The sequence below is a fragment of the Candidatus Hydrogenedentota bacterium genome (assembly GCA_035450225.1).
GTDB lineage: Bacteria > Hydrogenedentota > Hydrogenedentia > Hydrogenedentales > SLHB01 > DSVR01.
In genome coordinates this window covers 1-23488 of record DAOTMJ010000031.1, presented here as the reverse complement: position 1 = coordinate 23488, position 23488 = coordinate 1, and the positions used below count along the sequence as shown (strand labels likewise).

General features: G+C 61.0%; 18 protein-coding genes. 14 read left to right on the top strand and 4 right to left on the bottom strand.

The window, feature by feature from the left end; all coding sequences use genetic code 11:
• Window positions 1–147: 147 nt before the first annotated feature.
• The 4 genes from ribE (at window position 148) to P5540_14755 (ending at window position 6655) form a co-directional block, all read left to right on the top strand.
• Entirely contained in the window at window positions 148–612 is a 465-nt protein-coding gene (gene ribE / locus P5540_14770; GenBank protein ID HRT66078.1) for a 6,7-dimethyl-8-ribityllumazine synthase, read from the top strand.
• A gap of 1 nt (window position 613) precedes the next feature.
• A complete protein-coding gene (gene nusB, locus P5540_14765) occupies window positions 614–1066 on the top strand; it encodes a transcription antitermination factor NusB (GenBank protein HRT66077.1) in 453 nt (150 codons plus the stop codon).
• Window positions 1067–1150: 84 nt separating this feature from the next.
• The gene (locus P5540_14760) at window positions 1151–3067 is read left to right on the top strand and encodes a hypothetical protein (GenBank protein HRT66076.1); all 1917 of its coding nucleotides are present in this window, start codon (window positions 1151–1153) and stop codon (window positions 3065–3067) included.
• Window positions 3068–3268: 201 nt separating this feature from the next.
• Window positions 3269–6655, top strand: a complete 3387-nt coding sequence (locus P5540_14755) for a hypothetical protein (GenBank protein ID HRT66075.1) — start codon at window positions 3269–3271, stop codon at window positions 6653–6655.
• Between the two features lie 189 nt (window positions 6656–6844).
• On the opposite strand, the gene P5540_14750 is transcribed toward P5540_14755, so the two are convergent.
• Window positions 6845–7252, bottom strand: coding sequence for a hypothetical protein (locus tag P5540_14750; protein HRT66074.1), 408 nt, complete (start codon window positions 7250–7252; stop codon window positions 6845–6847).
• Between the two features lie 218 nt (window positions 7253–7470).
• Between P5540_14750 and P5540_14745 the strand changes: the two genes are divergently transcribed.
• The 10 genes from P5540_14745 to P5540_14700 all read left to right on the top strand — a co-directional run bounded on the left by P5540_14745 (window position 7471) and on the right by P5540_14700 (window position 21125).
• Window positions 7471–7974 carry a flagellar assembly protein FliW gene (locus P5540_14745; protein HRT66073.1) on the top strand — a complete coding sequence of 168 codons (504 nt, stop codon included), beginning with the start codon at window positions 7471–7473 and terminating at the stop codon, window positions 7972–7974.
• Window positions 7955–8179, top strand: a complete 225-nt coding sequence (csrA, locus tag P5540_14740) for a carbon storage regulator CsrA (protein ID HRT66072.1) — start codon at window positions 7955–7957, stop codon at window positions 8177–8179. Before P5540_14745 ends, csrA begins: the two co-directional genes overlap by 20 nt.
• A 31-nt stretch (window positions 8180–8210) precedes the next feature.
• Entirely contained in the window at window positions 8211–8831 is a 621-nt protein-coding gene (locus tag P5540_14735) for a hypothetical protein (protein ID HRT66071.1), read from the top strand.
• Between the two features lie 119 nt (window positions 8832–8950).
• Entirely contained in the window at window positions 8951–12190 is a 3240-nt protein-coding gene (locus P5540_14730) for a glycosyltransferase (GenBank protein ID HRT66070.1), read from the top strand.
• 6 nt (window positions 12191–12196) lie between these two features.
• Window positions 12197–13975 carry a glycosyltransferase gene (locus P5540_14725; protein ID HRT66069.1) on the top strand — a complete coding sequence of 593 codons (1779 nt, stop codon included), beginning with the start codon at window positions 12197–12199 and terminating at the stop codon, window positions 13973–13975.
• A 34-nt stretch (window positions 13976–14009) separates the two neighbouring features.
• Window positions 14010–14243 carry a GxxExxY protein gene (locus P5540_14720; protein ID HRT66068.1) on the top strand — a complete coding sequence of 78 codons (234 nt, stop codon included), beginning with the start codon at window positions 14010–14012 and terminating at the stop codon, window positions 14241–14243.
• A 58-nt stretch (window positions 14244–14301) separates the two neighbouring features.
• A complete protein-coding gene (locus P5540_14715) occupies window positions 14302–14538 on the top strand; it encodes a GxxExxY protein (protein HRT66067.1) in 237 nt (78 codons plus the stop codon).
• Between the two features lie 93 nt (window positions 14539–14631).
• Window positions 14632–16374, top strand: a complete 1743-nt coding sequence (locus P5540_14710) for a glycosyltransferase family 9 protein (protein ID HRT66066.1) — start codon at window positions 14632–14634, stop codon at window positions 16372–16374.
• Between the two features lie 30 nt (window positions 16375–16404).
• Entirely contained in the window at window positions 16405–17577 is a 1173-nt protein-coding gene (locus P5540_14705) for a carcinine hydrolase/isopenicillin-N N-acyltransferase family protein (GenBank protein HRT66065.1), read from the top strand.
• 110 nt (window positions 17578–17687) lie between these two features.
• Window positions 17688–21125, top strand: a complete 3438-nt coding sequence (locus P5540_14700; protein HRT66064.1) for an FAD-dependent oxidoreductase — start codon at window positions 17688–17690, stop codon at window positions 21123–21125.
• Between the two features lie 40 nt (window positions 21126–21165).
• Here the strand turns inward: P5540_14700 and P5540_14695 are convergent, their stop codons facing one another.
• From P5540_14695 to P5540_14685, 3 genes are all read right to left on the bottom strand, one after another.
• Complete coding sequence (locus tag P5540_14695) at window positions 21166–21768, bottom strand: uracil-DNA glycosylase family protein (GenBank protein ID HRT66063.1); 603 nt, start codon at window positions 21766–21768, stop codon at window positions 21166–21168.
• A 2-nt stretch (window positions 21769–21770) separates the two neighbouring features.
• Window positions 21771–22571 (bottom strand): metallophosphoesterase, encoded by an 801-nt coding sequence (locus tag P5540_14690; GenBank protein ID HRT66062.1) that lies wholly within the window; start codon window positions 22569–22571, stop codon window positions 21771–21773.
• Window positions 22572–22899: 328 nt separating this feature from the next.
• Complete coding sequence (locus tag P5540_14685) at window positions 22900–23100, bottom strand: hypothetical protein (protein ID HRT66061.1); 201 nt, start codon at window positions 23098–23100, stop codon at window positions 22900–22902.
• Window positions 23101–23488: the final 388 nt, after the last annotated feature.

The following is a 23488-nucleotide window of genomic DNA, read 5'->3' as shown; positions in this document are numbered from 1 at the left end:
CCGACCGATCGGGCGGATCCCCTGAAGCCTGTAGCCTAACGCGGCTCAGCCGCAATGCCTCAATCAAGGATATGATTCATTTGTCCGCAACTTCTGTGTACCAGGCACAGAAGTTGCGGACAAAGAAACTAATTCAAGGAGAGAAACATGCCGAAGACATTGGAAGGCAAGCTCGTATCGTCGGGCAAAAAGTACGGAATCGTCGTGGCGCGGTTCAATGAATTCATTTCGAGCCGGTTGCTGGGCGGCGCGCTCGATGCGATGGCGCGGCACGGGGTGAAGGACAGCGAAATCACCGTGGCATGGACGCCCGGATCGTTCGAGATCCCGATCGTGGCGAAGAAGATGGCCGAATCGGGCAAGTACGATGCCGTCATCGCGCTCGGCGCCGTCATTCGGGGCAACACGCCGCATTTCGACTACGTCGCGAGCGAGGTGTCGAAGGGCGTTGCGCAGATCGGCCTGGCCACCGGCGTGCCGGTGCTGTTCGGCGTGTTGACGACCGAAACCATCGAGCAGGCCATCGAACGCGCCGGGACCAAGTCGGGCAACAAGGGTTTCGACGCCGCCGTGGCCGCCATCGAAATGGTCAACCTCATGGAGCAGATCTGACGTGCCCGATCCACGCATCCGCCGCAAGGCGCGCGAACGGGCGCTGCAATTCCTGTTTGGTCTCGACTTTACCAACAACCCGTGGGAACCCGCCGCCGCCCTGTTCTGGGAATTCGAACCCACCCGGGCCAGCGTCCGCCATTACGCCATGACGCTGATCCGCGGCGTTTGCGAACAACGCGAGACCCTCGACGAGGCCATCGCCGGCGCCATCGAGAAGTGGACGCCCGAACGTGTCGGGCGCATCGAGCGAAACATCATCCGCATTGCCCTGTACGAGATGCGCCACGCGGAGGACGTGCCCCCGGCCGTCGCCATCAACGAGGCCATCGAGCTGGCCAAGACCTTTGGCGCCGAGGACGCGCCCCGATTCGTCAATGGCATTCTCGATCGCCTGCGTTCATCGGGCGATTCCCCGCCGGGCAAGCGGAATACGCCCGTGGATTCCGCATGAGATAAAGGATGGAACGAGGGGCCATGTGCGCTTGCGCGGTTCACGGCATGGGGCGGGCGGCTTGGCCGGCGGGAGCATGATTTCGTGAAACAAGGAGTGACCCTGCGCAGCGTGCTGATCGGCCTCGTGCTGATCCCCGCGAACGCGTTTTGGGTCGTGCTCACGGAGATCATGTGGCTGTCGGGGCAGCCCGCGACCATCAGCCTGTTCTACAACGTCATCTTCATCCTCGTGCCGATTGTCGTCATAAACATGGGCGTAAAGCGTTTCCGCCCGCATTGGGCGCTCCAGCCTCCGGAAATCCTTGTCGTCTACACGATGCTGAGCCTGGGCACGGCGATGTGCGGCGTGGACCTGATCACGATTCTCGTGCCGATCATGTCGCATCTGCACCGCTACGCGCCCGTCGAAGGCCGGTACGCCGAAATCATGCGCCACCTGCCCGATTGGCTCGTCGTCAGCGATCCCGTTGCGCTCGAAAGCACATACGTCGGCCAGGAGTCCATCTACAAATACGCCAATTGGCGTCCCTGGCTCGGCCCGGTGGCGTGGTGGTCGGCGTTCATCATGGCCCTCTGCGCCGTCATGTGGGGCATCAACCTGATCCTGCGCCGCCAATGGACTGAAAACGAAAAACTGTCCTATCCCATCATCCAGGTGCCGATGATCCTTGCGTCAGAGCCCGAACGGCTGTTCCGTAACCGGCTGTTCTGGACTGGCTGCCTGATCGCGGGTTCGATCGATGTCGTGAACGGCCTGCACGTGCTGTACCCGCTCTTTCCGAAATTTCCGGTGGTCTACATCGTCAACATCCAGAGTTTCTTCCCCGAACGCCCCTGGAGCGACATGGGCTGGACATGGGTCTCGCTGTATCCGTTCGCGATCGGCATGGCCTTTCTGATGCCCACGGACCTTGCCTTTTCGTGCTGGTTTTTTTACATCTTCTGGAAATTGCAGCGCGTCGGCGCGGCCTACATCGGCATGCACGGCATGCCCGGTTTTCCCTTTATCGCGGAACAGACCGCGGGCGGTTATTATGCGATTGCGCTGATCGCCCTCTGGGTTACAAGGCGGCGCCTCGTCCGCGCGGCGCGCATGTTCATGGGGCGCGCGGTCGAGCGCGAGGCGCCCGGCGAGCGGGGCGAAACGCGGATGGCCGCCTTGCTGATATCGGGCGGCATGGCGTTTCTGATCTGGTTTTGCCTGCGGGCGGGCATGTCCCTATGGATTACAATCGCCCTGTTCGGACTGTTTTTCCTCATTTCCCTCGCGATTACCCGCATGCGCGCCGAACTGGGCCCGATCTCCCACGATCTCCATCATGTCGGGCCGCAACTACAGATTCTCAAGTTCATCGGCTCGACGGAAATGCCCAAGGCCTACCCAAACGACACCGTCATGTTCGGTTTCTTCAATTTCTTCAACCGCGCCTATCGATCGCATCCGATGCCGCACGGACTCGAGGCGTTCGCCATCGCCGAACGCCTCAAATTCAGCCATTTGCATTATTTGGCGGCCATGTGGGTGGCCATCCCCGCCGGGATTCTTTCGGCTTTTTGGGCGATGTTGTGGCTGCTGAACAAGTACGGCGCGACGCAGACCATCGGCCCCGGCGAATGGTTCGGACGCGAGACGTGGATCGAAGTGGACCGCTGGTTCACCGCGCCGGAGGCCACCCAGATGGCCCCCACCTATGCCATTTTGATCGGCCTCGGGTTTTCGCTGGCGTTGGCCGCGCTACGGATGGCTTTCCGCTGGTGGCCGCTGCATCCAGTCGGATACGCCATCAGCGGTTCATGGTCCATGGACCAACTCTGGGCGGCTGTCATGGTCGCATGGCTGATCAAGGCGCTCCTGCTCAAATACGGCGGCGCGAGAGCCTACAAACCCGCTGTGCCGTTCTTCGTGGGACTCATCATCGGCGAATTCATGGTCGGAAGTTTCTGGAACCTCTATGGGGTTATCATGGAAGTGCGCGTGTACCATTTCTGGCCATACTGACGCGCCGTTCGTGATCGTATTCGTGCTCCTGCTCGTGCTCGTGTTCGTCATCGTGCTCGAAACAAAAAGAAACTCATTTTCATCCTCCACGGGGGAGATCCGAGGTCTCATGATAACTCGTAATCGTATTCCTACTTGAAGTACCCTCTGATCGCTCCACAATGAGCGCGAGCACGAGCAGGAAGGGAGGAGGTAGATACTGTGAAAACGTTCCAACGGATAGGCATTGCGTGCTGTCTTTCGATGATCGGCGGCGTGGCAACGGCGGAACAATCAGTGGCGGGTCTTGTGCATGCCGGACTGCCCGGCGAAGACGACGCGCTGGTCGCGGCATTGTCGAAGACCATCGAACGCGCCGGATACGCTGTCCAGGAACTCGATGCCGGCGCGTTGTGCGACGGGAAACGGCTCGACGCATCCACGCTCGATCTCCTCGTGCTGTCGAACGCGGCGGTGCTGCCCGCCGCATCGGTGGCGCCGATCCGTTCGTACCTCGAATCGGGCGGCGATATCATCGCGCTGAACGCCCCGCTCTGGCGGACGATGCTGATACGTCCCAAGGGCACGTGGATGACCGCGGATCAATACGCCATTGATTCGCTGGCCGAACCGCCGGATCGTGCGTTGTTCACGTTCCTGCCGGACGAAATCGCGTCATGGCAGCGTGCGTTTTTCCCGGAGGACGCACAAGCCGTGTATGAAAGCGTCGCGGAAGGACCTGTTTCCGGCGCGCGATCGCTGCACGCCGTGGTCGAGAATCTCACCAACTGGGACAATTTCGGCCCGTCCCATCTCGACGCGGCGTTTCCAGAAGGCCACACGCTGACCGTCTTTTGCGCGAAGGGCGGACCGCAGACGCGCAGTCTCGCGGTCGAATGGCAGGAAAAGGACGGTTCGCGCTGGATCGCGACGGTTCCGCTGAGCACCGAGTGGCGGCGCTACGTCCTTGCGCCGGACGATTTCAAGTACTGGGAGAGCAATCCCGCGCGCGCCAATGGCAAGCTCGACCCGTCGAACGTCATGCGCGTGAACATCGGACTCGCGTTCACGCATACCGGCCAAGTGGCCGGGCGCCACGAGTATTGGGTTTCGGCCTTCGGCACGGCGGCGCTCACGCCGGAACGGGAAGCGGCGCTCGCCAAGCCCCAACTCCCGCCGATGGACCTGATCGCGCCCACCTACAAGTTCTTCGATTCGCGCGGCGTTGCGCGGCTTTATGCACGCGGCGATCAGAAGATCATTACGGACGCCGCGTTCGCTGTCCCTGCCGTGATTCGCTCCATACAGCCGCGGCCCGGCGGCGGCGGCTTCGACAAGGGTCGCGCATGGCGATGGATTCCACTGATCGAAACCGCCTCGGCGGACGGCGCGTGGCGCGGCGCGCCCGCCGCGTTGATGGCGCATGGCGACGGCCCGTGGAAAGGTGGCCAATGGGCCTCGTTCGGGATTGAGGATCCAGCGTGGTACAAGACCGAAGCCGCGTTATCGGCCATCGGGAGCATCGCCCGAACGATGAATCGCGGTGTCTATTTGATGGATGCCGGCGCGAATTTCCACACCTATTTCGAGGATCAGGCGCTATTGCTCGGCGCGCGGGTGGCGAATATTCAGGCGACCGATCCGGTCGGTTGCGTCGTGCGCATCAGTGCCGCCGACGCCGACACCAGCCAAGTCGTTTTCGCCCAGGAATGGCCGGTTGCCGTCGGCGCGGGAGGCGAAGCGCGTGTGTCCATGGCGTGGAAACCCGACGCATGGCCGGCAAACGGATTCAAGGTGACCGCGCAACTTGTCCTGGACGGCGCGGTCGTTGACGAAGTGTCGCACGAGGCGCACGTGTGGCGTCCGAAGCCGAACCCGTCGTTTATCACGGTGGCGAACGGCGATTTCATGCTCGACGGCAAACGCTGGCGCGCACACGGCGTCAATTACATGCCGTCTTCGGGCATCGGCACGGAGGACGGCTCCTATTTCGAGCAGTGGCTCGGCGCGCGTTCCTACGACCCGGAAATCGTCGAGCGCGACCTGCGCCATTGCAGGGACATGGGCCTCAATTCCGTCAGCATTTTCATCTACACACAGTCCGTGGCCGCGCAGAACCTGCTCGACATCCTCCGGCGGCTCGACGCGCTCGGCATGAAGGCCAACCTCTCGCTGCGCCACGCCACCATCGGCAACTTCAACTGGCCGGGGCTGCAATCCATTATCCAGCATTACCGCTTGTGGCAGAACGACACCGTGTTCGCGTACGACATTGACTGGGAACCGCTCTGGTGGACGCACAAGGAACGCGTCAAATGGGATCGCGAATGGGAGGCCTGGATCCTCGAACGTTACGGCTCCATTGAAAACGCCGAGAAGGACTGGGGCATACCCGCGCCACGCGACGAGTCGGGCGCGATCATGAACCCGCCCGACGACCAACTCCAGAGGGACGGTGACTGGCGCGTCATGGCATCGGCCTACCGCCGATTCCTCGATACGCTCCTCTATTCGAGTTACAACGACATCCGCACGAAGATCCGTGGTATTGACCCGAATCATTTCGTCAGTTTCCGCATGACCGAAACCGCCGACCCCACCATGAACTGGGGCGGCGTGTTGTCCTACGACCTCCCGTATCTCGCGGCGGCCGTGGATCTCATCGAGCCGGAAGGCTACGGCCGCATCGGCGATTGGGAAAAGATCAAGCCCGGCTGGTTCCAGTATGAATACGCGCGGCTGTGGGCGCCGGACAAACCCCTCTTCTGGGCCGAAGCCGGACTTCACGCATGGGACATGGGCACGATGTCCGCGACACCGCAATTGCTTGAACGGCAGGGGGTCTTCTACCGCGACTTTTACCGCATGATCATTTCAAGCGGTGCGGACGGCATCTACTGGTGGTGGTATCCCGGCGGATTCCGCGTCGGCGAGAACAGCGATTACGGCATCATCGAATGCGATGGCACGGATCGCGACGCGACGCGCGCCATCCGCGAACACACGCAACCCCTTCTCGACGGGCCCGACGCGAAAGCCGTGGATTACTGGATTGAAATCGATCGTGACCGCTATGCGAACGGCATCGTCGGCGTCTACGATAATGTAAAAGACGAGTTCTGGAAGGCCATTGACGACGGCAAGACGCCGGGACTCCGCACACCCGGCGCCGGCACGACATCCGCGAATTGCCCGCCGCTGGCCGTCGGCAACGTACCGTGCAACGGCACGAATCCGCCGAAGTATCTCGACGGCGTGTTCGACCGCGTACAGGTGCAGGACAAACAGGGCCGCTGGACGGACGTTGTCAAGGGCGACACTGTCGAAGTCGCCGCCGATCGCCCCGTCCGCGCCCGCGTATCGTTCATCAATCTAGCCGAAGCGACATGGCTCAACGAAGGTGAAGGCGCGGTGGCGGTAGTCGCCCAAGGCGCCGGTAAAATCGAGACCCCGCTTCCGAAACCCGTCGCGCGCACCGAAACCGTTACCGGCCTCGAAGCGATTCTGGCGCCCGAAGGCCTTTCTCACCCCCAAACCGTCACCCTCTTTTTCGACGCGCGCAACCGCACGCCCTTCGGCGAACGGTTCACCGTAACCCTCGCGCCGTAGCGGGCGAATCCAATAATCCGTTCTTCTCTGCTTCTTTTTTCCCAGCGAAAAGAAAGAACATGAAAGTGCCGAATTCTCGAACTTTGTAACAGGCTGAAGCATAACCGTTGTGAGCAACACGCTGTTCAACCGGCACACCGGGCTTGCCATCGTGTGCCCGATTACGAACACCGGCCGGGGCTACCCATTTCATGCAGCCGTCGAAACCGCTTCCGTCTTGGCCGGCTGCGTGTAATGGTCGAGCAGATAAAATCCATTGATTTCCGCGCGCGCAACGCCAGGCGCATCGCCAAAGCTCCCGGCGAAGTCCTTGATTGGGTCCTGTCCATACTCGACGCCTGCATCTACTAAAATCCGTTCCGTCGCGTTCGGCGCCCATGCGGAAAATGCCATTTTCCGTTTTCGCCTTAGGGCATGCGCAGTAAAATCAAAACTGATGTGGGTATCACCCACAACCCAATTTCTCCTCGTGCTCTTGTGCCCGTCATCGTGCTCGTACTGGCCGTTGATCGGAGAGACTTGTCCGCGCCGGTTGAATACGTTGCGACCAACAATAAAGTGTGAGGATAGCACTGTCCCATCACGGCGGCGTTCCATCAAGAGTTTTCGATGGTTCGATTATGATTTCGATTACGATGACGAGCAAGAGCAAGAGCAAGAGCAAGAGATGTTCGGTCGCGGAAAGCGTATGGCGTCTGTCGATCCGGGCTTGCCTGGAATTTTGATGTGTCTGCCTTGATTTCCGCCTGCTTGCGGGGCCGGGTAAAATCGTGCATACTGCGTTGTGCAAGGGCCATGGTGGCCGGGAGGCGCGTATGCGGCGCGATGAAGCGAAAGGCTCTTTCGCCACGCTTGAAACGACGCGGTTCGGCGCGATTGAGATTGATCCGGAATCGGTGATCACGTTCACGCAGCCCATCATCGGTTTCAACGACTTGCGCCGTTTCGTCTTTTTGCCGGGACCGCCCGGCAGCATGGTCAAATGGCTTCAGTCGGCAGAGCGGGGCGACACGGCCTTCATTGTCCTGGATCCACGTATGATCTATCCGGGCTATGAATTGGATTTGCGCCCCGAAGAGATGGCGGAACTGGCCATCGGGGATGTGTCGGAACTGGACGTGTATTCGCTCGTAGTCGTTCCGGCGGACCATTCGCAGGTGCGCGCGAACCTCAAGGCGCCCATTCTCGTGAATCCGGTACAGCGGCTGGGCAAACAGACGATTCTCGAACGCCGGGACTACCCGATCCAGTATTTTCTGCTGCGTCCGCAAGCGTCCGAAGAGGCGGGGGAGGTGGCGCATGCTCGTGCTGACGCGTAAGGAAAATGAAAGCATCATGATCGGAGCCGATATTGAAGTGAAGGTCCTCGATCTAAAGGAAAGCCAAGTCAAACTGGGCATCGTGGCGCCCCGCAGCGTGTCGGTGCACCGGCGCGAGGTGTATCTGGCCATTCAGGCTGAAAATGCCCAGGCCGCCGCGGCCGCGCAGCCGCTGGAGGTCATTGCAAACCTGTTTCCACGATAACGTTTCGAAATCCGGCTGAAAGGACAAACACATGGATGTGACGATCGACGGGGTTCGCGGCGGCGCATGGGAACGAATGCCGCAAGATGCGATCGAGGCGCTGGCGTGGATTGCCGGGGAACTGCGGAGCCGGGGCCGCGCCATGGTTTCCGTGTCGGTGGACGGGCGCGTCTTGCGTCCCGAAGAGGTGACCGCCGAACTTTCGGGCAAACCGCTGGATTCCACGGGAGCGATATCAATCCAATCCGAACCGATTGCGGACCTCGTCGCGGAAAGTCTCGACGAACTGGAACAGGTGCTGCCCGAATTGCCGCAGGCCTGCCACCGGTTGGCGGAAATCTTCCAGGGCGACGATCCCGACGCGGGATACGAACCGTTCCAGCAATTGGCCGAAATCTGGCGCGTCATCAAGGAACGCGAATTGCAGATCCTGAGCGCGCTGGGTCTTGACGCGGACTCGCTGGTCTTGTCCGGCACGCCGTTGATAAAGGCGCACGAGGAACTCAACCGATTTGTCGAGGAAGCCGCCGGCGCCTTGGAGTCACGGGATTGCGTGCTCTTGGGCGACCTGCTCGAATATGAACTGGCCCCGCGCGCGGAGGCCGAGGCCGAAATTGTCGCGTTGTTGCGCGAGAAAGCCGCGCAGGGCTGAAGGAACCATTGTGGACCGGCCATCACGGACGGCGGATTTGCAGACGGGATTCTTGCCGCACGCTTATGCCCCAGCCGCGCATTCTGACATTCAATTTTCATGAGCCGTACCTCTGCCTCATGGCCAAAACGGGCTACCGGCTGTCGGTCGGGCTGTACGAGCAGGGTCCGCTGGCGCGCACGTGGCAGACGCAATTCCGGCCCGTGCCCCCGAATATCGAATTCGTTCCGGAAGCACAATGGCGGGCGGATATCGCCGCCGCGCGCTACGATGTGGCCATTGCGCACAACGAGAGCAACGCCCTCGATCTCTTGCGCGGGCGCGTTCCCAAAATCCTCGTCTGCCACAATCGCAAGACCTTTCTGCGCGAGGCCGCAACCATCGAAACGGGCGACGTCGGGGAGGCCATCGAACGGCTGCTGGCGCGGCTGCGGCAGGCCTTTGAGTTCGTATTCATTTCGGAATCGAAACGCGCGGACTACGGTGTGCCGGGCCGCGTGATCCTGCCGGGAATGGACGTGGAGGAATATGGTGGATATACGGGTGGGATAAAGGAAGTTCTCCGGGTAGGCAACGCCATGCGCGAACGCAACCTCATGTTCGACGTGGATTTGCAGGAGGCGGCGTGCGCCGGTATCGCCAATCGAATCGCCGGCGTTGATCCCAATCTCCCCGCGGCGCGTCCCGCCGAATCGTTCGCCGATCTTATCGATCTCTACCGCACACGGCGGTGCCTCCTGCACGTTACGCGCCAGGAATACGAGGACGGCTACAACCTCGCAATGCTCGAAGCGATGGCCTGCGGCATGCCCGTCGTCGCGCTGGCGAACAATACGTCCCCGTTGACGCACGGGCGCGACGGCCTTGTCGGCGATTCCGCGGAAACCCTGCGCGCCCATTTGCAGGCGCTTCTCGACGACCATGCGCTTGCCCGGACGATCGGCGCGGGTGGACGCGCAACCGTGGCGCGTAAGTTTCCCATGGGCGCATTTATCGAAAAATGGCGTGAAGCCATCGAAGAAGCCGCGGAGGCCAGCGTGCGTCACACACCGCGCACGCCGCCGCGTCCGCGCCGGATCCTCATGCACTACGTGGCGTCGCCCTTTACGACGGGGCGCTATTTCGAGGCGGCCGCGCGCAAGAAACATCGTGTGGTCACCGCCGGCCTTCGGTGTCCGGAGACGTTGCTGCGCACGTGGGGATTCACGGACGATCCCCCGCCCTATGCGGCACACGACATAGACTTGGCGCTCGAGGCGTCGTGCGACGAAATACTTGGACGGCTTCCAAAGGATTTCACACCGGATCTGTACCTCTGGATTGATTCCGGCGTCAAGCATGTGCCGGCCAACCTGTCACGCCTCGACTGCCCCAAGGCGTGTTACCTCATAGATACCCACCTCGATCCCGAAGTCCGGCTGGAAATCGCCCGGCATTTCGATTACGTCTTCCTCGCACAGAAGGACCAAGTCGAATGGTTCCGTGCCCGTGGCGTGGCGAATGCCGCATGGCTGCCGCTGGCCTGTTCCCTGGAACTGCATGCCGTCGGCGCGCGCGATCGGATCTTTGACGTGGCCTATGTCGGCAGCGTGGACGGCGACGCGACGGATCGGCGCCCGCGGCTGTTGCGCGCGATTCGGGAACGGTTCCCGAACTGCCGCATCGGGCGATTCTGGCCGCATGAAATGGCCGAAATCTACGCGCAAAGCAAGATTGTGTTCAATGCCTGCGTCAACCGGGACGTCAATATGCGCGTCTTCGAGGGCATGGCCTCCGGCGCGCTGGTCATCACCGACGAGGCCGGCGGACTCGAAGACCTTTTCGAGGACGGCAGGCATCTGGTCGTGTACCGCCGCGACGAGGATGCAATTCCGGCGATCGAACGCTATCTGAACGACGACGAGGCGCGCGAGCGCATCGCGGCGGCGGGCCAGGCGCTCGTGCGTTTGCGGCACACCTACGATCTGCGGCTCCAATACATCGTGGATGCCGCTGAAACGGGAACCCGGCGCGGCGGGTATACCGGCGAATCACGGTTCCAGCCCGGCGGATATTATGCGAACACCCGGCCGGAAGTGGCGCAATTCGTGCCGCTGGGCGTTCGGCGCCTGCTTGATGTGGGATGCGGTTGCGGCGATTTCGGACGTGCCCTCAAACAGGAACGGAACATTCAGGAAGTCTGCGGCATCGAAGTGGTCGAACGGGCCGCCGCCATGGCGCGCAATGCGCTTGATCGCGTGCTTTGCATGGACGTCGAGACGGCGGAACTTCCCTTCGATGACGGTTATTTTGACTGCATCACGTTCGCGGACGTGCTCGAACACCTGCGCGATCCGGGTGCGGTCCTGCGTAAGGCGGCGCGTGTGTTGGCGGACGACGGCGTCATGTTGATGAGCGTTCCAAACGTGCGTTTTTACCAGGTCGTCGCGATGCTCTTGGACGGTGGTTGGGATTACGCCGACGCGGGCATTCTCGACCGGACGCACCTGCGGTTCTTCACCGCGCGAACGATGCGCAAGATGGCCGAGGACGCCGGGCTTGAAGTCTTGTGCTTGCAGCCGCTGAGCATGGCGCCGCCGGGCGACCTGCCGTGCCGTCCCGACGGATCGCTGCAATTGGGCCGGGCGGTGATAATGCCGAAGGACGACACCGACGTGCAGGATTTGCGCACCTATCAGTACATGCTCATCGCCGGAAAACCCGGCGCGGACCGTTTGGCCAAGGCGCGGGACGCGCTGCACATCGAGCAATTCGAGGCGGCGGCGATCCTGGCCGATCAGGCGCTCGGCGTGGATGCCTTCGAGCAGCGGCGAATCATCGCGGCGGCTATGGCGCGGCTGGGACGGCTCCAAGAATCCGAAACGCTTTATCGCGAAATCCTGCGGATGCGGGCCGATCCGATGGTCGAGGGCGAACTCGGCATCCTGCTCGTTGCGATGAACCGTCCCGGCGAAGCCCACCCGTTGCTCGAACGGGCCTTGACCGCCAATCCCCGGTTTGACCGTGCATGGGGAGCGCTGGGTCTCGTGCATCTGTCCGAGGGTCGCCTCGAAGAGGCTTTTCATGCGCTGTCAACGACCCTTGAATCCAGTTTCGATCATCCTGCGCTTCTGCCCCATCTCATCGCGGCGGCGGAAAAACTCGGCCGGCTCGACGCCATCGAGGACATCGTCGTTCGTTATATGGACTTCGCGCCCGGCAACGCGGAACTCGCGTACCACGGCGCCGGTTTCCTGATGAAGCGCGGGCGATTGCACGAGGCGCGCGAACGCCTTGAGACGTTGATTATGTTCATGCCGCATCACGTGGCGGCGGCGGATTTGCTGGCGGAAATCAATCGCCGAATCATGCAGGAATAGAGTCCCATGAAACCGCTGTGCGAATGGTTGGACGAACTGGCTTCGGTCCCAGTGCCCGAAAACATCGTGATGATAGCGGGGCGGGGCGGCGATGCCACGATCAAAATGGGAAACGTCTTTCTGCACAGCCGCTACAATCCCCGTGAAGAAGCAACCCGCCTGATTGATTCCGCCAATCTCGACGCCAAACGCCCCGTGCTTGTTCTCGGCGCGGGACTGGGCTATCACGTGGCGGAATTGCTCGATCGCGGAATTGAGGCCGCCGTCATCGAATTCAATCCTGCCGTTGCGCGCTTGGCCGCCGAGGGCGTATTGCGTGGCCGCGATGTCCTGCTGGCCGTGGGTGATCCAGAAACCGTTGCGGCGTCACCGGGCTTCAGTGCCTTTTCCGGGCGTGTCCCGCAATGCCTGATCCACCCGCCCACGGCCCGGCTGTATCCCGAAAAAACGGACGCGATGACGCGGATGGTCGTGCAGGCGGCGCTGGGCGCAAAGCGGTTGCGCATTGCCGTCGTCGGGCCGATGTACGGAGGCTCGCTGCCGATTACCCAATACCTGGAACGCGGGTTTCGCGCCTTGGGGCACAATGTGTTGCGTGTGGACAACGCGCAGGCATGGCCGATGTACCGGGAAGCCACGGAAGGCATTCGATCAAAGCAGAACGCCCGCCGGATCGGCGACATGATCGCGCATTGCCTCTGCGAATGGACCTACGCCCGTGTGTCCGAATTCGGGCCCGACATCTGCATCGTCATGGCGCAGGCGCCCGTGGACAAAACCTTTCCCGTGCGGCTGGCCCGCGACGGGGTCATTGCCGGTTTCTGGTACGTTGAAAACTGGCGGCACCTTCCTTACTGGCGCGACATTGCCCCGTATTACGACGTTTTTTTCCATATCCAGCCGGGCGAATTCGAGGATCAACTCGCGCGGGCGGGCTGCCCGTGCAGCGCATTCGTCCAAACCGGCTGCGATCCGGATATCCATCGCCCCGTCGAACTTACCGAAGCCGAGCGCGCCGAATACGGCTGCGATCTCTCATTTGCCGGTGCGGGATATCACAACCGTCTTGAAATGTTCAAGGGCCTTACCGATTACCGGCTCAACCTTTGGGGCGTCGGTTGGTCTTCGCGTGAACTTGCGATGTTCGTCCGTGATCCCGAAACGCGATTCACGCCGGAACGGTTCGCGAAAATCGTGGCAGGAACGAAGATCAACCTGAATCTGCATTCGAGCACCGTGCATGATGGCGTGGATCCGGATTGCGACGCCATCAATCCGCGCGTGTTCGAGATTGCCGCCTGCGGCGGATTCCAATTGTGCGATCCCTGCAAGGGACTCGATGCCCTGTTCGATTTCGATACCGAGTTGCCCGTCTACCGCGATCTGGCGGAACTGCGCGAAAAGATAGACTATTTTCTCGCCCGTCCCGAAGAACGGGCCGCGTTTGCCCAACGGGCGCGCCGGCGTGTTCTGGCCCACCACACATATCGGCATCGCGCGCAACGGATGCTCGACGTCATGATCGAAAAGTACGGCGCACGGCTCCTGCGAAAAGGCATTCGTGTTCAAAAGACCGTCGCCGAGATGGCCGAAAACGTCGGACGCGATACGGATCTTGGACGTTACCTTGCTTCATTGCCCGCGGATACGATTTTCTCCCAAGACAATATCAATGAACTATTGAAGAAGCCCGTGCAGGAATTGACCTACCCCGAAAAGGTGTTCTCCTACCTCCGAGAAGTCCGCGATTTTGCCGAAACCCTGATCGCATTGAAAGATAAATAAACAGAAGATCCGCAGATGACGCAGATGAACGCAGATGATTGGAAACAAGGCTGACTTTGTTTGTTATGGATCGCTGATTGTGGAACTGAAAGCGTTGAAACAATTGACCGGCGTGGAGGAATCCCAGGTGATCAATTATTTGAGAGCTTCCGGTCTTTATAAATCCCTGCTGCTCAACTTTGGAAGCGTCCGCCTCGAATACAAACGTCTGGTTTTCAATCTGCGGCCATCTGTGTCATCTGTGGATAAAAAGGAAATCCGCAGATGACGCAGATGAACGCAGATGATTGGAAAAGGAATTTCCGGTGCATTATCAGATCAATTGACTGGATACCTTTTACAAGGCCGACTTTGTTTGTTATGGATCGCTGATTGTGGAACTGAAAGCGTTGAAACAATTGACCGGCGTGGAGGAATCCCAGGTGATCAATTATTTGAGAGCTTCCGGTCTTTATAAATCCCTGCTGCTCAACTTTGGAAGCGTCCGCCTCGAATACAAACGTCTGGTTTTCAATCTGCGGCCATCTGTGTCATCTGTGGATAAAAAGGAAATCCGCAGATGACGCAGATGAACGCAGATGATTGGAAAAGGAATTTCCGGTGTATTATCAGATCAATCGGCTAAATGCCTTTTTCCGGCGACAGGATCCCGACATTTGAGCACAACTACCATGCGCATTCTCGTGATGCAAACGACCCGGATGGGCGACGTTCTCCAGACGACCCCCCTTGTGCGGGCGCTTCGGTGCAAGTATCCGGACGCGCATATCGCCTATATGGTCCGCAACATGGGCAAAGCCATCGCGCAGCGCAATCCGGACGTGAACGAGGTGCTGGTTCACGAAGAAGACGAGATGTACCTTGATATGCGATCCGACGACTCGGATCGTTTTTTGCGCGCATACCGTACCGCCGAGGCACAAATTGCCCGCCTGCGCGACGGGCGCTACGACATCGCGTTCAATTGCACGCATAGCATCGCCTCCTCGATGCTGCTGAAACTCGCCGGTATTCCGAAAGTCGTCGGGGCGCACCTGTCCGACGACTGGCAGTACGTGTTGCGCGGCCGCTGGATCAACTACTTCTATACCAGCGTTTTTCACCGTGAATACAACGACCTGAATCTATGCGACATCTCGCAGCGTTTTCTGGAAGACGTCGATCCGCAGCGGCGCCTTGTGTTTGAAACCAATGAAGAGGACGAGGCCTTCGCGGACGATTTGTTGCGCAGGCACGGCATCGCGCCATCCGATTTCATCGTGTGCTTGCAACTCGGCGCGAGCGAGGACAGCAAACGCTGGGCGGAAATCCGGTTTGCGGAATTGGCGCGTTTGCTGGCCGGCAAGTACAAGGCCAAAATCCTCCTGGTGGGCGTGCGCGAGGAGGCGCATTTGGGACAGGTGTTTGAACAGCATGCGCCGGGCATCGCGACGCACCTGTACGGCGAGACAACCATCCCCCAACTGGCCGCGATCCTGAAGCGGGCGCGGCTGTTGATCACCAACGATACGGGCACGATGCACATCGCCGCCGCGATGGACTGCAAGGTGCTGCTGGTAAGCGTCGGATTCGTTCACTTCCGCGAGACGGGACCGTACGGCGAAGGCCATTGCGCCATCGAGTGGCGCCGCGCCCACATCGGCCGCGCGGACAACGTGCCCGTGGGCATGGACGAACGCGCCCTGATCCAGCCGGAACAAGTCATGCGCGCCGTCGAGTACTTGCTGGAGAACGACGGAGACGGACCGATCCGGCAGATGGACGAAAGCCCCGAAATGGTCCCGGTTGACCTCTATACGACTCGGTTTGCATCCGATGGCTGCCTCGCATGGTATCCTGTCCTACGCCGTCCGATTACGGATCGCGATCTCCTTCGCATCGCTTATCGCGCGATGTGGCTGCAACACCTGAGCGGCCTTGCCCAGACCTCGCCCTCCGATCTCCCATCCCCCGCCACCCGCCATCTTCTCTATTACAATCCGCCGGATCCCGATCTCGTCAATGTGCGCGGACCGGAACTGGCCTCGCGCTTCGAGAAACTCGCCACTCTCGCACGGCGCGGCATCGAATGGACGGAAGAATTGCTTGTTTGCCTGAAGCAAACGCGCGGCGTGAAACATGCCCGGCAGATCGCCGCCGAACTGGCGCGCCTGGATGAGGAAATACGCGTGTTCAGCGAGGTGCATCCCTGCTGCAAACCCCTTGCGCTGATTGCGCGATACGAACGGGACAACCTCGAAGGAAGCGATCCGCTGAACTTGGCCGAAACGACCCTTGGCATCTACAAGGACTGCGAAACCCGCGCTTTGTTGATGCGCGAAAAACTACTGGCCCTTTTGAAGGCAATCGGGCATTGCCAATCCGACCCCGAAAACAGCAACGAGGCAAACACCCCATAACAGCCTGAAACGCCACCAAATGCCGTGCCCATGTGTGACACCATCGTAATCATCCGTGACGAAGCCGTTTGGTTCGCGAAAAATTCGGATCGCGATCCGAACGAGGCGCAATGCATCGAATGGCATCCGCGCCGCGCGCATTCCCATGGCGCCCGTCTGGTCTGTACTTGGATTGAAATCCCACAGGTTGCCGAAACGCACGCCGTTGCAATCAGCCGCCCGTTCTGGATGTGGGGCGCCGAGATGGGCGCGAATGAACACGGGGTCGTTGTCGGCAACGAGGCGGTTTTCACGCGTCAACCCTACGCCCGGACCGGCCTGACGGGCATGGACCTTGTGCGGCTCGCACTGGAACGTTCTTCAACCGCCCGCGAGGCGTGCGACACGATCGTGGCGCTGATCGAGGCATTCGGCCAAGGCGGCGGCTGCGGTTACGAGAACCGCGCGTTTACCTATCACAACAGTTTTATGGTTGCGGATCCGCGTGGCGCGTTCGTTCTGGAAACGGCCGGGCGCAAATGGGCCATCGAACCGGTCGAACATGTTCGCGCCATCTCAAATGGTTTGACGATCCCCGGTTTCGCGGAGGAACACACCGATTACCTCTACACACGCACGAGCCGGTGCCGTACGCGGCGCGCGCGCACGGAACGGCTGGCGAAGGCGTGTGCCCGTCTTACCGATTGTTTTGCGCTGTTGCGCGATCACGGGCAGGACCATGCAGAACCGCGCTATTCGCCGATCAACGGCGGCATGGCGGCCCCGTGTATGCACGCCGGCGGCATTCTCGCAGCGTCGCAAACCACCTCCTCCTGGGTGGCCGAACTGCGCCCCTCCGGCGCGCGCCACTGGGTTACGGGCACGGCCGCGCCCTGCACGGGCTTGTTCAAGCCCCTTTGCGTCGGGCAGCCGTTGGACATCGGCCCGCTTCCCGGTTCATCGCCGGACGATTCCCTCTGGTGGCGGCACGAACGTTTTCACCGCGCCGTCATGCGCGATCCGGCGCGATACCGCCTCATGTTCGCACCGGAACGCGACGCCGTCGAATCCGCATGGACGGCCACCCCGCCCGATCCGCCGTTTGCATGGGCCGAGGGGGATCGCCTGCTTGCGGAATGGACCGAAGCCATAGCCGAAGAAACCATTACCGACCGCCGGCCCTTCTGGGTTCGGCGTTACTGGGCCAGACGCAGTGTCTTTTAAATATCTTTACGGGTTTAACAGAGGATTATTTCGGACATTGCCGTTCGCCGTTACCGGACGGACTCCGCCAATGTGATATCCTGCCCTGAAGAAAACAGGAGCACGCGGTCATGATCATCTCGCGAACGATTCATTGGGCATTGGCAAGCCTTGCCTTCGCATGGGCAAGCGGCGTATGGGGACAACACGTTATGGAAACGGCGCGAAACATTCCGGTGGCGCATGATGTGGACGTGGTGGTCGTGGGCGGAACGTCCGGCGGCGTGGCGGCGGCTGTCGCGGCGGCCGGGGACGGCGCCAGCGTTTTTCTCGTATCGTCGCGCCCGTATCTCGGCGAAGACCTGTGCGCGACGTGGCGGCTTTGGCTCGAGCCGGGCGAGGAACCGGCGGACGAACTCGCGCAGGCTCTCTTCGCCGAACCACCCGCTTCGATGCCGCTGATCGGGAAGGGGCTGAAATTCACCTACGAGACGAGCATCCCATCCAGCGGAGTTCACAAGGACACCAACCCGCCGTCGCGCCTGGCCGACGGCACGTGGCGGAACGCCGTGCAGGAAAGCGTCGAGTATGCCGGTAATGTGACAATTACGGCGGATGTGGGCAGCGAGCAGTCCATCGGGCGTGTCTGCGTGGTGGCGTTCCAGCGTCCTCGTGATTTCGCCGTCGAATCGGTCTCCGTGTCGGTCAGCACGGACAAGCAACAATGGCGCGAGGCCGCGACCATCGTGAACGATCGGAGCAACCAGGGCGAATTCGTTGATACGGCCATACCGTTGAATGCTTCGATAAGCGTTCTGGCGCGCTACGTGCGTTTCGATGTCCGCGCGCATCCTTCCGCCGGGCGTGTCCTGCTGGGTGAAATCGCGATCGAACCGCCCGGCGCGGTGTCCACACCGCCGGACGGCGTCCGTATTCCACCGACGCCCATGCAAATCAAGCGTACCCTCGACGAGGCGTTGATTCGCGCCAAGGTTCCGTATCTTCACGGTTGCTATGTGACGGATGTCCTGCGCGACGACGACGGACGCTTGGCCGGCATTGTCATGGCGAACCGCTCGGGCCGGCAAGCCATACGCGCAAAAGTCATCGTTGACGCCACGCCGCGCGCGACCGTGGCCCGTCTTGCCGGATGCGCGTTCGAGCCGTATCCGGAGGGTCCCCATGCCTTCACGCGCATGACGATTGGCGCGCCCCCGCGCGACGGCCTTGCGGCCCGAACACTGCCCACGCTCCTGCGCACTACCACCCCCGCGAAGGATCAACCGTCGGAATTTCCGGCCGTCGAATACACACTGGCGTTTGCGATGCGCGACGGCTCGTTCGCGTCGTTCGCCGAAGCCGAACAACAGGCACGCGACATGACATGGGATCCCGCGCAGGTCGGCGCGTCGGAATCCTTGTTTCAGATACCGCCGGATCCGATGCACGGCCGGAAACGCCTTGACGGCGCATGGCCCGGAGTGGACAAGGCCGATCTCGATGCGTTCCGCCCCAATGACACGGATCGCCTCTACGTGCTCGGTGGATGCGCTGATGTGTCGCGTGAGGCCGCCAAGGCGTTACTGCGCCCGCTGGCGTTCCTTGCCCTCGGATCGCGTATCGGCCACGCCGCCGCCGAGGAGGCGAAAGTATCTCCCGTTGTCCGCCACGCCCGCGTGCCCGCAACAAAGGGAAAGCGATCCATCGCGGGCAGTATCCAGGAAGTGTTGACGGGCATTCGATCGTTCGACACCGGCCTCGACACGATCAAGTGCGGCCCGCGTCCGTTGCCCCTGCTGGGATCGTATGATGTCGTCGTGGTCGGCGGCGGCACCGGCGGCGCGCCCGCGGGCATTGCCGCCGCCCGTCAAGGCGCGAAGACGCTTGTCGTCGAATACCTTCACGGCCTCGGCGGCGTTGGCACGCTTGGACTCATCGGCAACTACTATTTCGGCTATCGCGGCGGATTCACGAACGAAGTGGACCGCGGCGTCGCCGCGATGGATGGTCTCGAACGCGCAATCACGTCCGACTGGAACGTCGAATGGAAGATGGAATGGTACCGCCGCGAACTCCGCAAGGCCGGCGCGGATATCTGGTTCGGATCGCTGTGTTGCGGGGTGCTGCGCGAGGGAAACCGCGTGACCGGCGTCGTCGTCGCCACGCCCGACGGACGAGGCGTCGTCCTTGCAAAAGCCGTGATTGACGCCACCGGCAACGCCGACGTGGCCGCGGCGGCGGGCGCGCCGTGCGTCGTTATCAATGCTGACGACATCGCCGTGCAAGGCACCGGCATGCCGCCGCGCGAACCCGGCGCGCACTACACAAACACGGACTACACGATGACGGACGATTCGGACGTCGTGGATGCGTGGCGGACCCTCGTCGCCGCGCGCCGGAAATACAAAACCGCATTCGACCTCGCCCAAATCATTGACTCGCGCGAACGCCGCCGCATCGTCGGCGAGTTCACCATCTCCCCGCTCGATATCTGGAACAAGCGCACCTACCCGGATTCGATCGGCTATTCGGAGAGCAATTTCGACACGCACGGCTACACGGTTCATCCCTTCTTCGCGCTGTGGCCGCCGGACAAGGAGCGCGTCTCGGCCTATACACCGTATCGCAGCCTGCTGCCGAAAGGACTCGACGGGATCCTCGTCATCGGTCTGGGCATCAGCGCCCACCGCGACGCCATGCCCATCCTGCGCATGCAGCCCGATATTCAAAACCAGGGTTACGCGGCGGGTCTCGCGGCGGCCATGGCCGCCAAGGCCGGAACCGGCACACGCGCCATTGACATCAAGGCCCTTCAGAAACTCCTCGTCGAAAAGGGCAACCTGCCCGCAAGCACGCTGACGGACAAGGATTCGTATCCGTTTCCGCATGAACGAATCGCCGCCGCCGTCGCCAGCCTGCGCAACGAGTACGACGGCGTCGCGGTCGTCCTGGCCTTTCCCCATGAAGCCTTGCCGCTCCTGCGCGAAGCGTACAAATCCGCCGCTTCGGACAAGGACAAACTTGTTTATGCGCATGTTCTCGGCATGTTCGGCGACGCCACCGGCGCGCCGTCGCTTGTCCAGGCCGTGGCCGCCGCCGCGTGGGACAAAGGCTGGTCGTTTACCGGCATGGGACAATTCGGCGGGAGCGTGAGCCGCGTTGACAGCCTCATCATCGCGCTCGGTCGCACACGCAAGACGGAAGGACTGGCGCCCCTGCTCGAAAAGGCCGTCGCATTGAACGCCAACAGCGAGTTTTCCCATTTCCGCGCCATCGCCTTGGCGCTCGAAACACTCAAAGATCCCAAGGCCGCGCCGGTGCTCGCCGAATTGCTCGCCAAGCCCGGCATGAGCGGTTTCGCCTGTCTGGACATTGAAGCCGCCGGTGAGACCGCCGAACTCGCCAATCCGAATCTCGACCGCGACCGATCGCTCCGCGAACTCATCCTCGCGCGCGCGCTCTACCGCTGCGGCGACCACGACGGCATGGGCAAACGCATTCTCGAACAATACGCCGCAGACCTGCGTGGCCATTTTGCCCGCCATGCCCACGCCATTTTGTCGGAATGACAACGACACCGATCGCGGACAGGTAAAAAAAGCGTCCGGGTCACGGCCGGGCAAGCAGCGAGTGGAGGGATTGTCGAAGAGAGGGAATCGTTTCCGCCTCGAACCATGGATTGGCCTTCAACCATTGGTTGTTGCGAAAAGACGGATGGGGCAGTGGGAAAAAACGGGGAAGATAGTTTCGCCATGCCCGCACGGTTTCGGTGACCGATCGGGATCGGCGCAATCCAAGATAATACGCATGGGCGTAACCGCCCACCAGCAGCGTCAGTTGGATCCGGGGCAAGTGTTCGATCAGCCTCGGATGCCACAGGGGCGCGCATTCCGGCCGCGGCGGCAAATCGCCGCCGCGCGGATTGCGTCCGGGATAGCACAGCCCCACGGGAATGATCGCGATACGCGACTCGTCGTAAAAGACATCGCGGTCCACGTCCATCCATGCGCGCAGGCGGTCACCGCTCGGATCGTTCCAGGGAATACCCGTTTCATGCACGCGAAGTCCCGGCGCCTGGCCGACGATGAGCAGGCGGCTGCTGACACATGCGCGGAAAATGGGCCGCGGCTCCCGTGGAAGGATTCCCGCGCACAGACGGCAGGCGCGCGCCTCCTGCTTGACCGCTTCGAGCCGGAGATCCGCGGCGGCCATGGCTACGGCGCCACCTCGACGAATTCGCCCGATACCGAATCGCCATCGAATGTGAACAGGCGGTAGCCCTTGGCGGTTGTGTTGTCGAAATTGCCGCGCGTGGACGAACAGCACGCGGTTGTCGTGAATAAAACGCCGTTGTGTTCCTCGACCTGATTCCCGTGATAATGGCCCGCCGCGGCCAGTTTCAGATTTTTACCGGAAAAAATGTCCAGAACGGCGTCCGCGTTCTTGACGCGGTAGGCTTTGGTGTTCGGGTTCAAGGGATGGTGGAGAATCAAGGCGATGGGCCGGTTGCTTTTGATTGCTTTCACGCGCTTGCGGAGCCAGTTCAGTTCACTCGACGGAATGGTCACGTTGCTCGACGCGCCTTCGCACGAATTCAGGCCGATGAACGTCCAGCCGTTCTGATCGCGCACCCAATGCAAAGGCCCGAACACATTTTCGAAATTGCCGAAGGGACGCGCCGCGCGCGGTTCGACATCGTGATTGCCCGGCACGGCCATGCAGGGCACTTGAAGATTCCTCAACGCCTCCTTGGCCATGTTCAGTTCGGAGAGTTTCGCGTCCGTGGCCAGGTCGCCCGCCACGACGACAAAGCGAACATCCCTTGTGGCGGCGATCTGTCCAGCGGCCTTGCAGACCAGCGCCATGCTGCGCGCGTCCGAAATATGCAGGTCGCCCACCATGGCGACCTGAAAGGGACCGCTTTGTCCGCCAATCGGCAGGATGCGCGCGCTTGCGCTTGCGCTCAAGCCCAACAGACCTGCAAGACCCAAAAATTCACGGCGTGTAAAGTTCATCAAAAGCCCTTTCAAACGGATGGATTTTTCTAGAACTACTATTGCAAAGACCGCCCACCGGCGTCAAAAGTCGTCATGGCGGACGAATATCCTTTTCTTGGCGCAACGAACGCGGAGCTCGCGTTACCGGAAAGATCCCGCCAAGATGCCAAAGGATCCGGCCGATTCGTGTGATTGCGTGGATGCGTTTGCCGCCGGCAAGGTCGTGTTCAAGGATGTGGCGGATACGAGTGAAGGCAAGAAAAATCGCTTGGAGGAAGAAAAATTGGGAGGGAGGGACATGTCGCATCCGTGTTCGATGTCCCTCCCTAAAGGAGCGTCATGGGGTCTAGGCTTTCACGTCGAGGTCGTGCTGTTGCGTGGCCATGTTGACATTGGCCATGGCGGATCGCACCAGCTCCAAGGCCACCGCTCCAAGCGCCATCGAGGCGTCCGGCTGCTCCTTCAGCGGTCGCTTCGCGGAATGCGTCTGGAATTGTGCCTGGCTTAGACCGGCCCCGACGCCGCCCACTGAAATTGTTCCAGCCATATATGCGGCCTCCTTTCGTGATTCGAGCGTCGGGCTCTCCTTTTCCGCATCTATTTTCGGCAGAAAACAAAAGAACCTTTAGAACGCGCCCCGTCCCCTTGCACGGGAAGATCGGAAGTGGCCAACGGGTTATTGCCTTAAAATCGGGCTTCTATAAAAAACAACAAGAAAGTCTTGGGCGGTTTGTACAATCAATTGAAGTTCCATGATTCTTAAAAGTACCGTGTTCTCGGAGTCGTGAAGGTCTCGGAATGTAACGCCGATTTCCAAATCGGCTTGCTGAAACACGACAGGCCGATTGGGAAATCGGCAGTCACGTGCGTCAAGTTCTGTAAAAAGGGGCATGATGTACTCCGTTTCTAAGCCGCATCGAGGCAGTTGAACCTAA

Excerpts from the sequence above, each read along its gene's own strand:
- P5540_14720 (HRT66068.1), top strand. The coding sequence starts at position 14,010 with ATGATTGGAAACAAGGCTGACTTTGTTTGTTATGGATCGCTGATTGTG.
- P5540_14730 (HRT66070.1), top strand. The coding sequence starts at position 8,951 with ATGGCCAAAACGGGCTACCGGCTGTCGGTCGGGCTGTACGAGCAGGGT.
- P5540_14695 (HRT66063.1), bottom strand. The coding sequence starts at position 21,768 with ATGGCCGCCGCGGATCTCCGGCTCGAAGCGGTCAAGCAGGAGGCGCGC.
- ribE (HRT66078.1), top strand. The coding sequence starts at position 148 with ATGCCGAAGACATTGGAAGGCAAGCTCGTATCGTCGGGCAAAAAGTAC.
- P5540_14735 (HRT66071.1), top strand. The coding sequence starts at position 8,211 with ATGGATGTGACGATCGACGGGGTTCGCGGCGGCGCATGGGAACGAATG.
- P5540_14700 (HRT66064.1), top strand. The coding sequence starts at position 17,688 with ATGATCATCTCGCGAACGATTCATTGGGCATTGGCAAGCCTTGCCTTC.
- P5540_14745 (HRT66073.1), top strand. The coding sequence starts at position 7,471 with ATGCGGCGCGATGAAGCGAAAGGCTCTTTCGCCACGCTTGAAACGACG.
- P5540_14690 (HRT66062.1), bottom strand. The coding sequence starts at position 22,571 with ATGAACTTTACACGCCGTGAATTTTTGGGTCTTGCAGGTCTGTTGGGC.
- P5540_14685 (HRT66061.1), bottom strand. The coding sequence starts at position 23,100 with ATGGCTGGAACAATTTCAGTGGGCGGCGTCGGGGCCGGTCTAAGCCAG.
- csrA (HRT66072.1), top strand. The coding sequence starts at position 7,955 with ATGCTCGTGCTGACGCGTAAGGAAAATGAAAGCATCATGATCGGAGCC.
- P5540_14750 (HRT66074.1), bottom strand. The coding sequence starts at position 7,252 with ATGGAACGCCGCCGTGATGGGACAGTGCTATCCTCACACTTTATTGTT.
- P5540_14725 (HRT66069.1), top strand. The coding sequence starts at position 12,197 with ATGAAACCGCTGTGCGAATGGTTGGACGAACTGGCTTCGGTCCCAGTG.
- P5540_14705 (HRT66065.1), top strand. The coding sequence starts at position 16,405 with ATGTGTGACACCATCGTAATCATCCGTGACGAAGCCGTTTGGTTCGCG.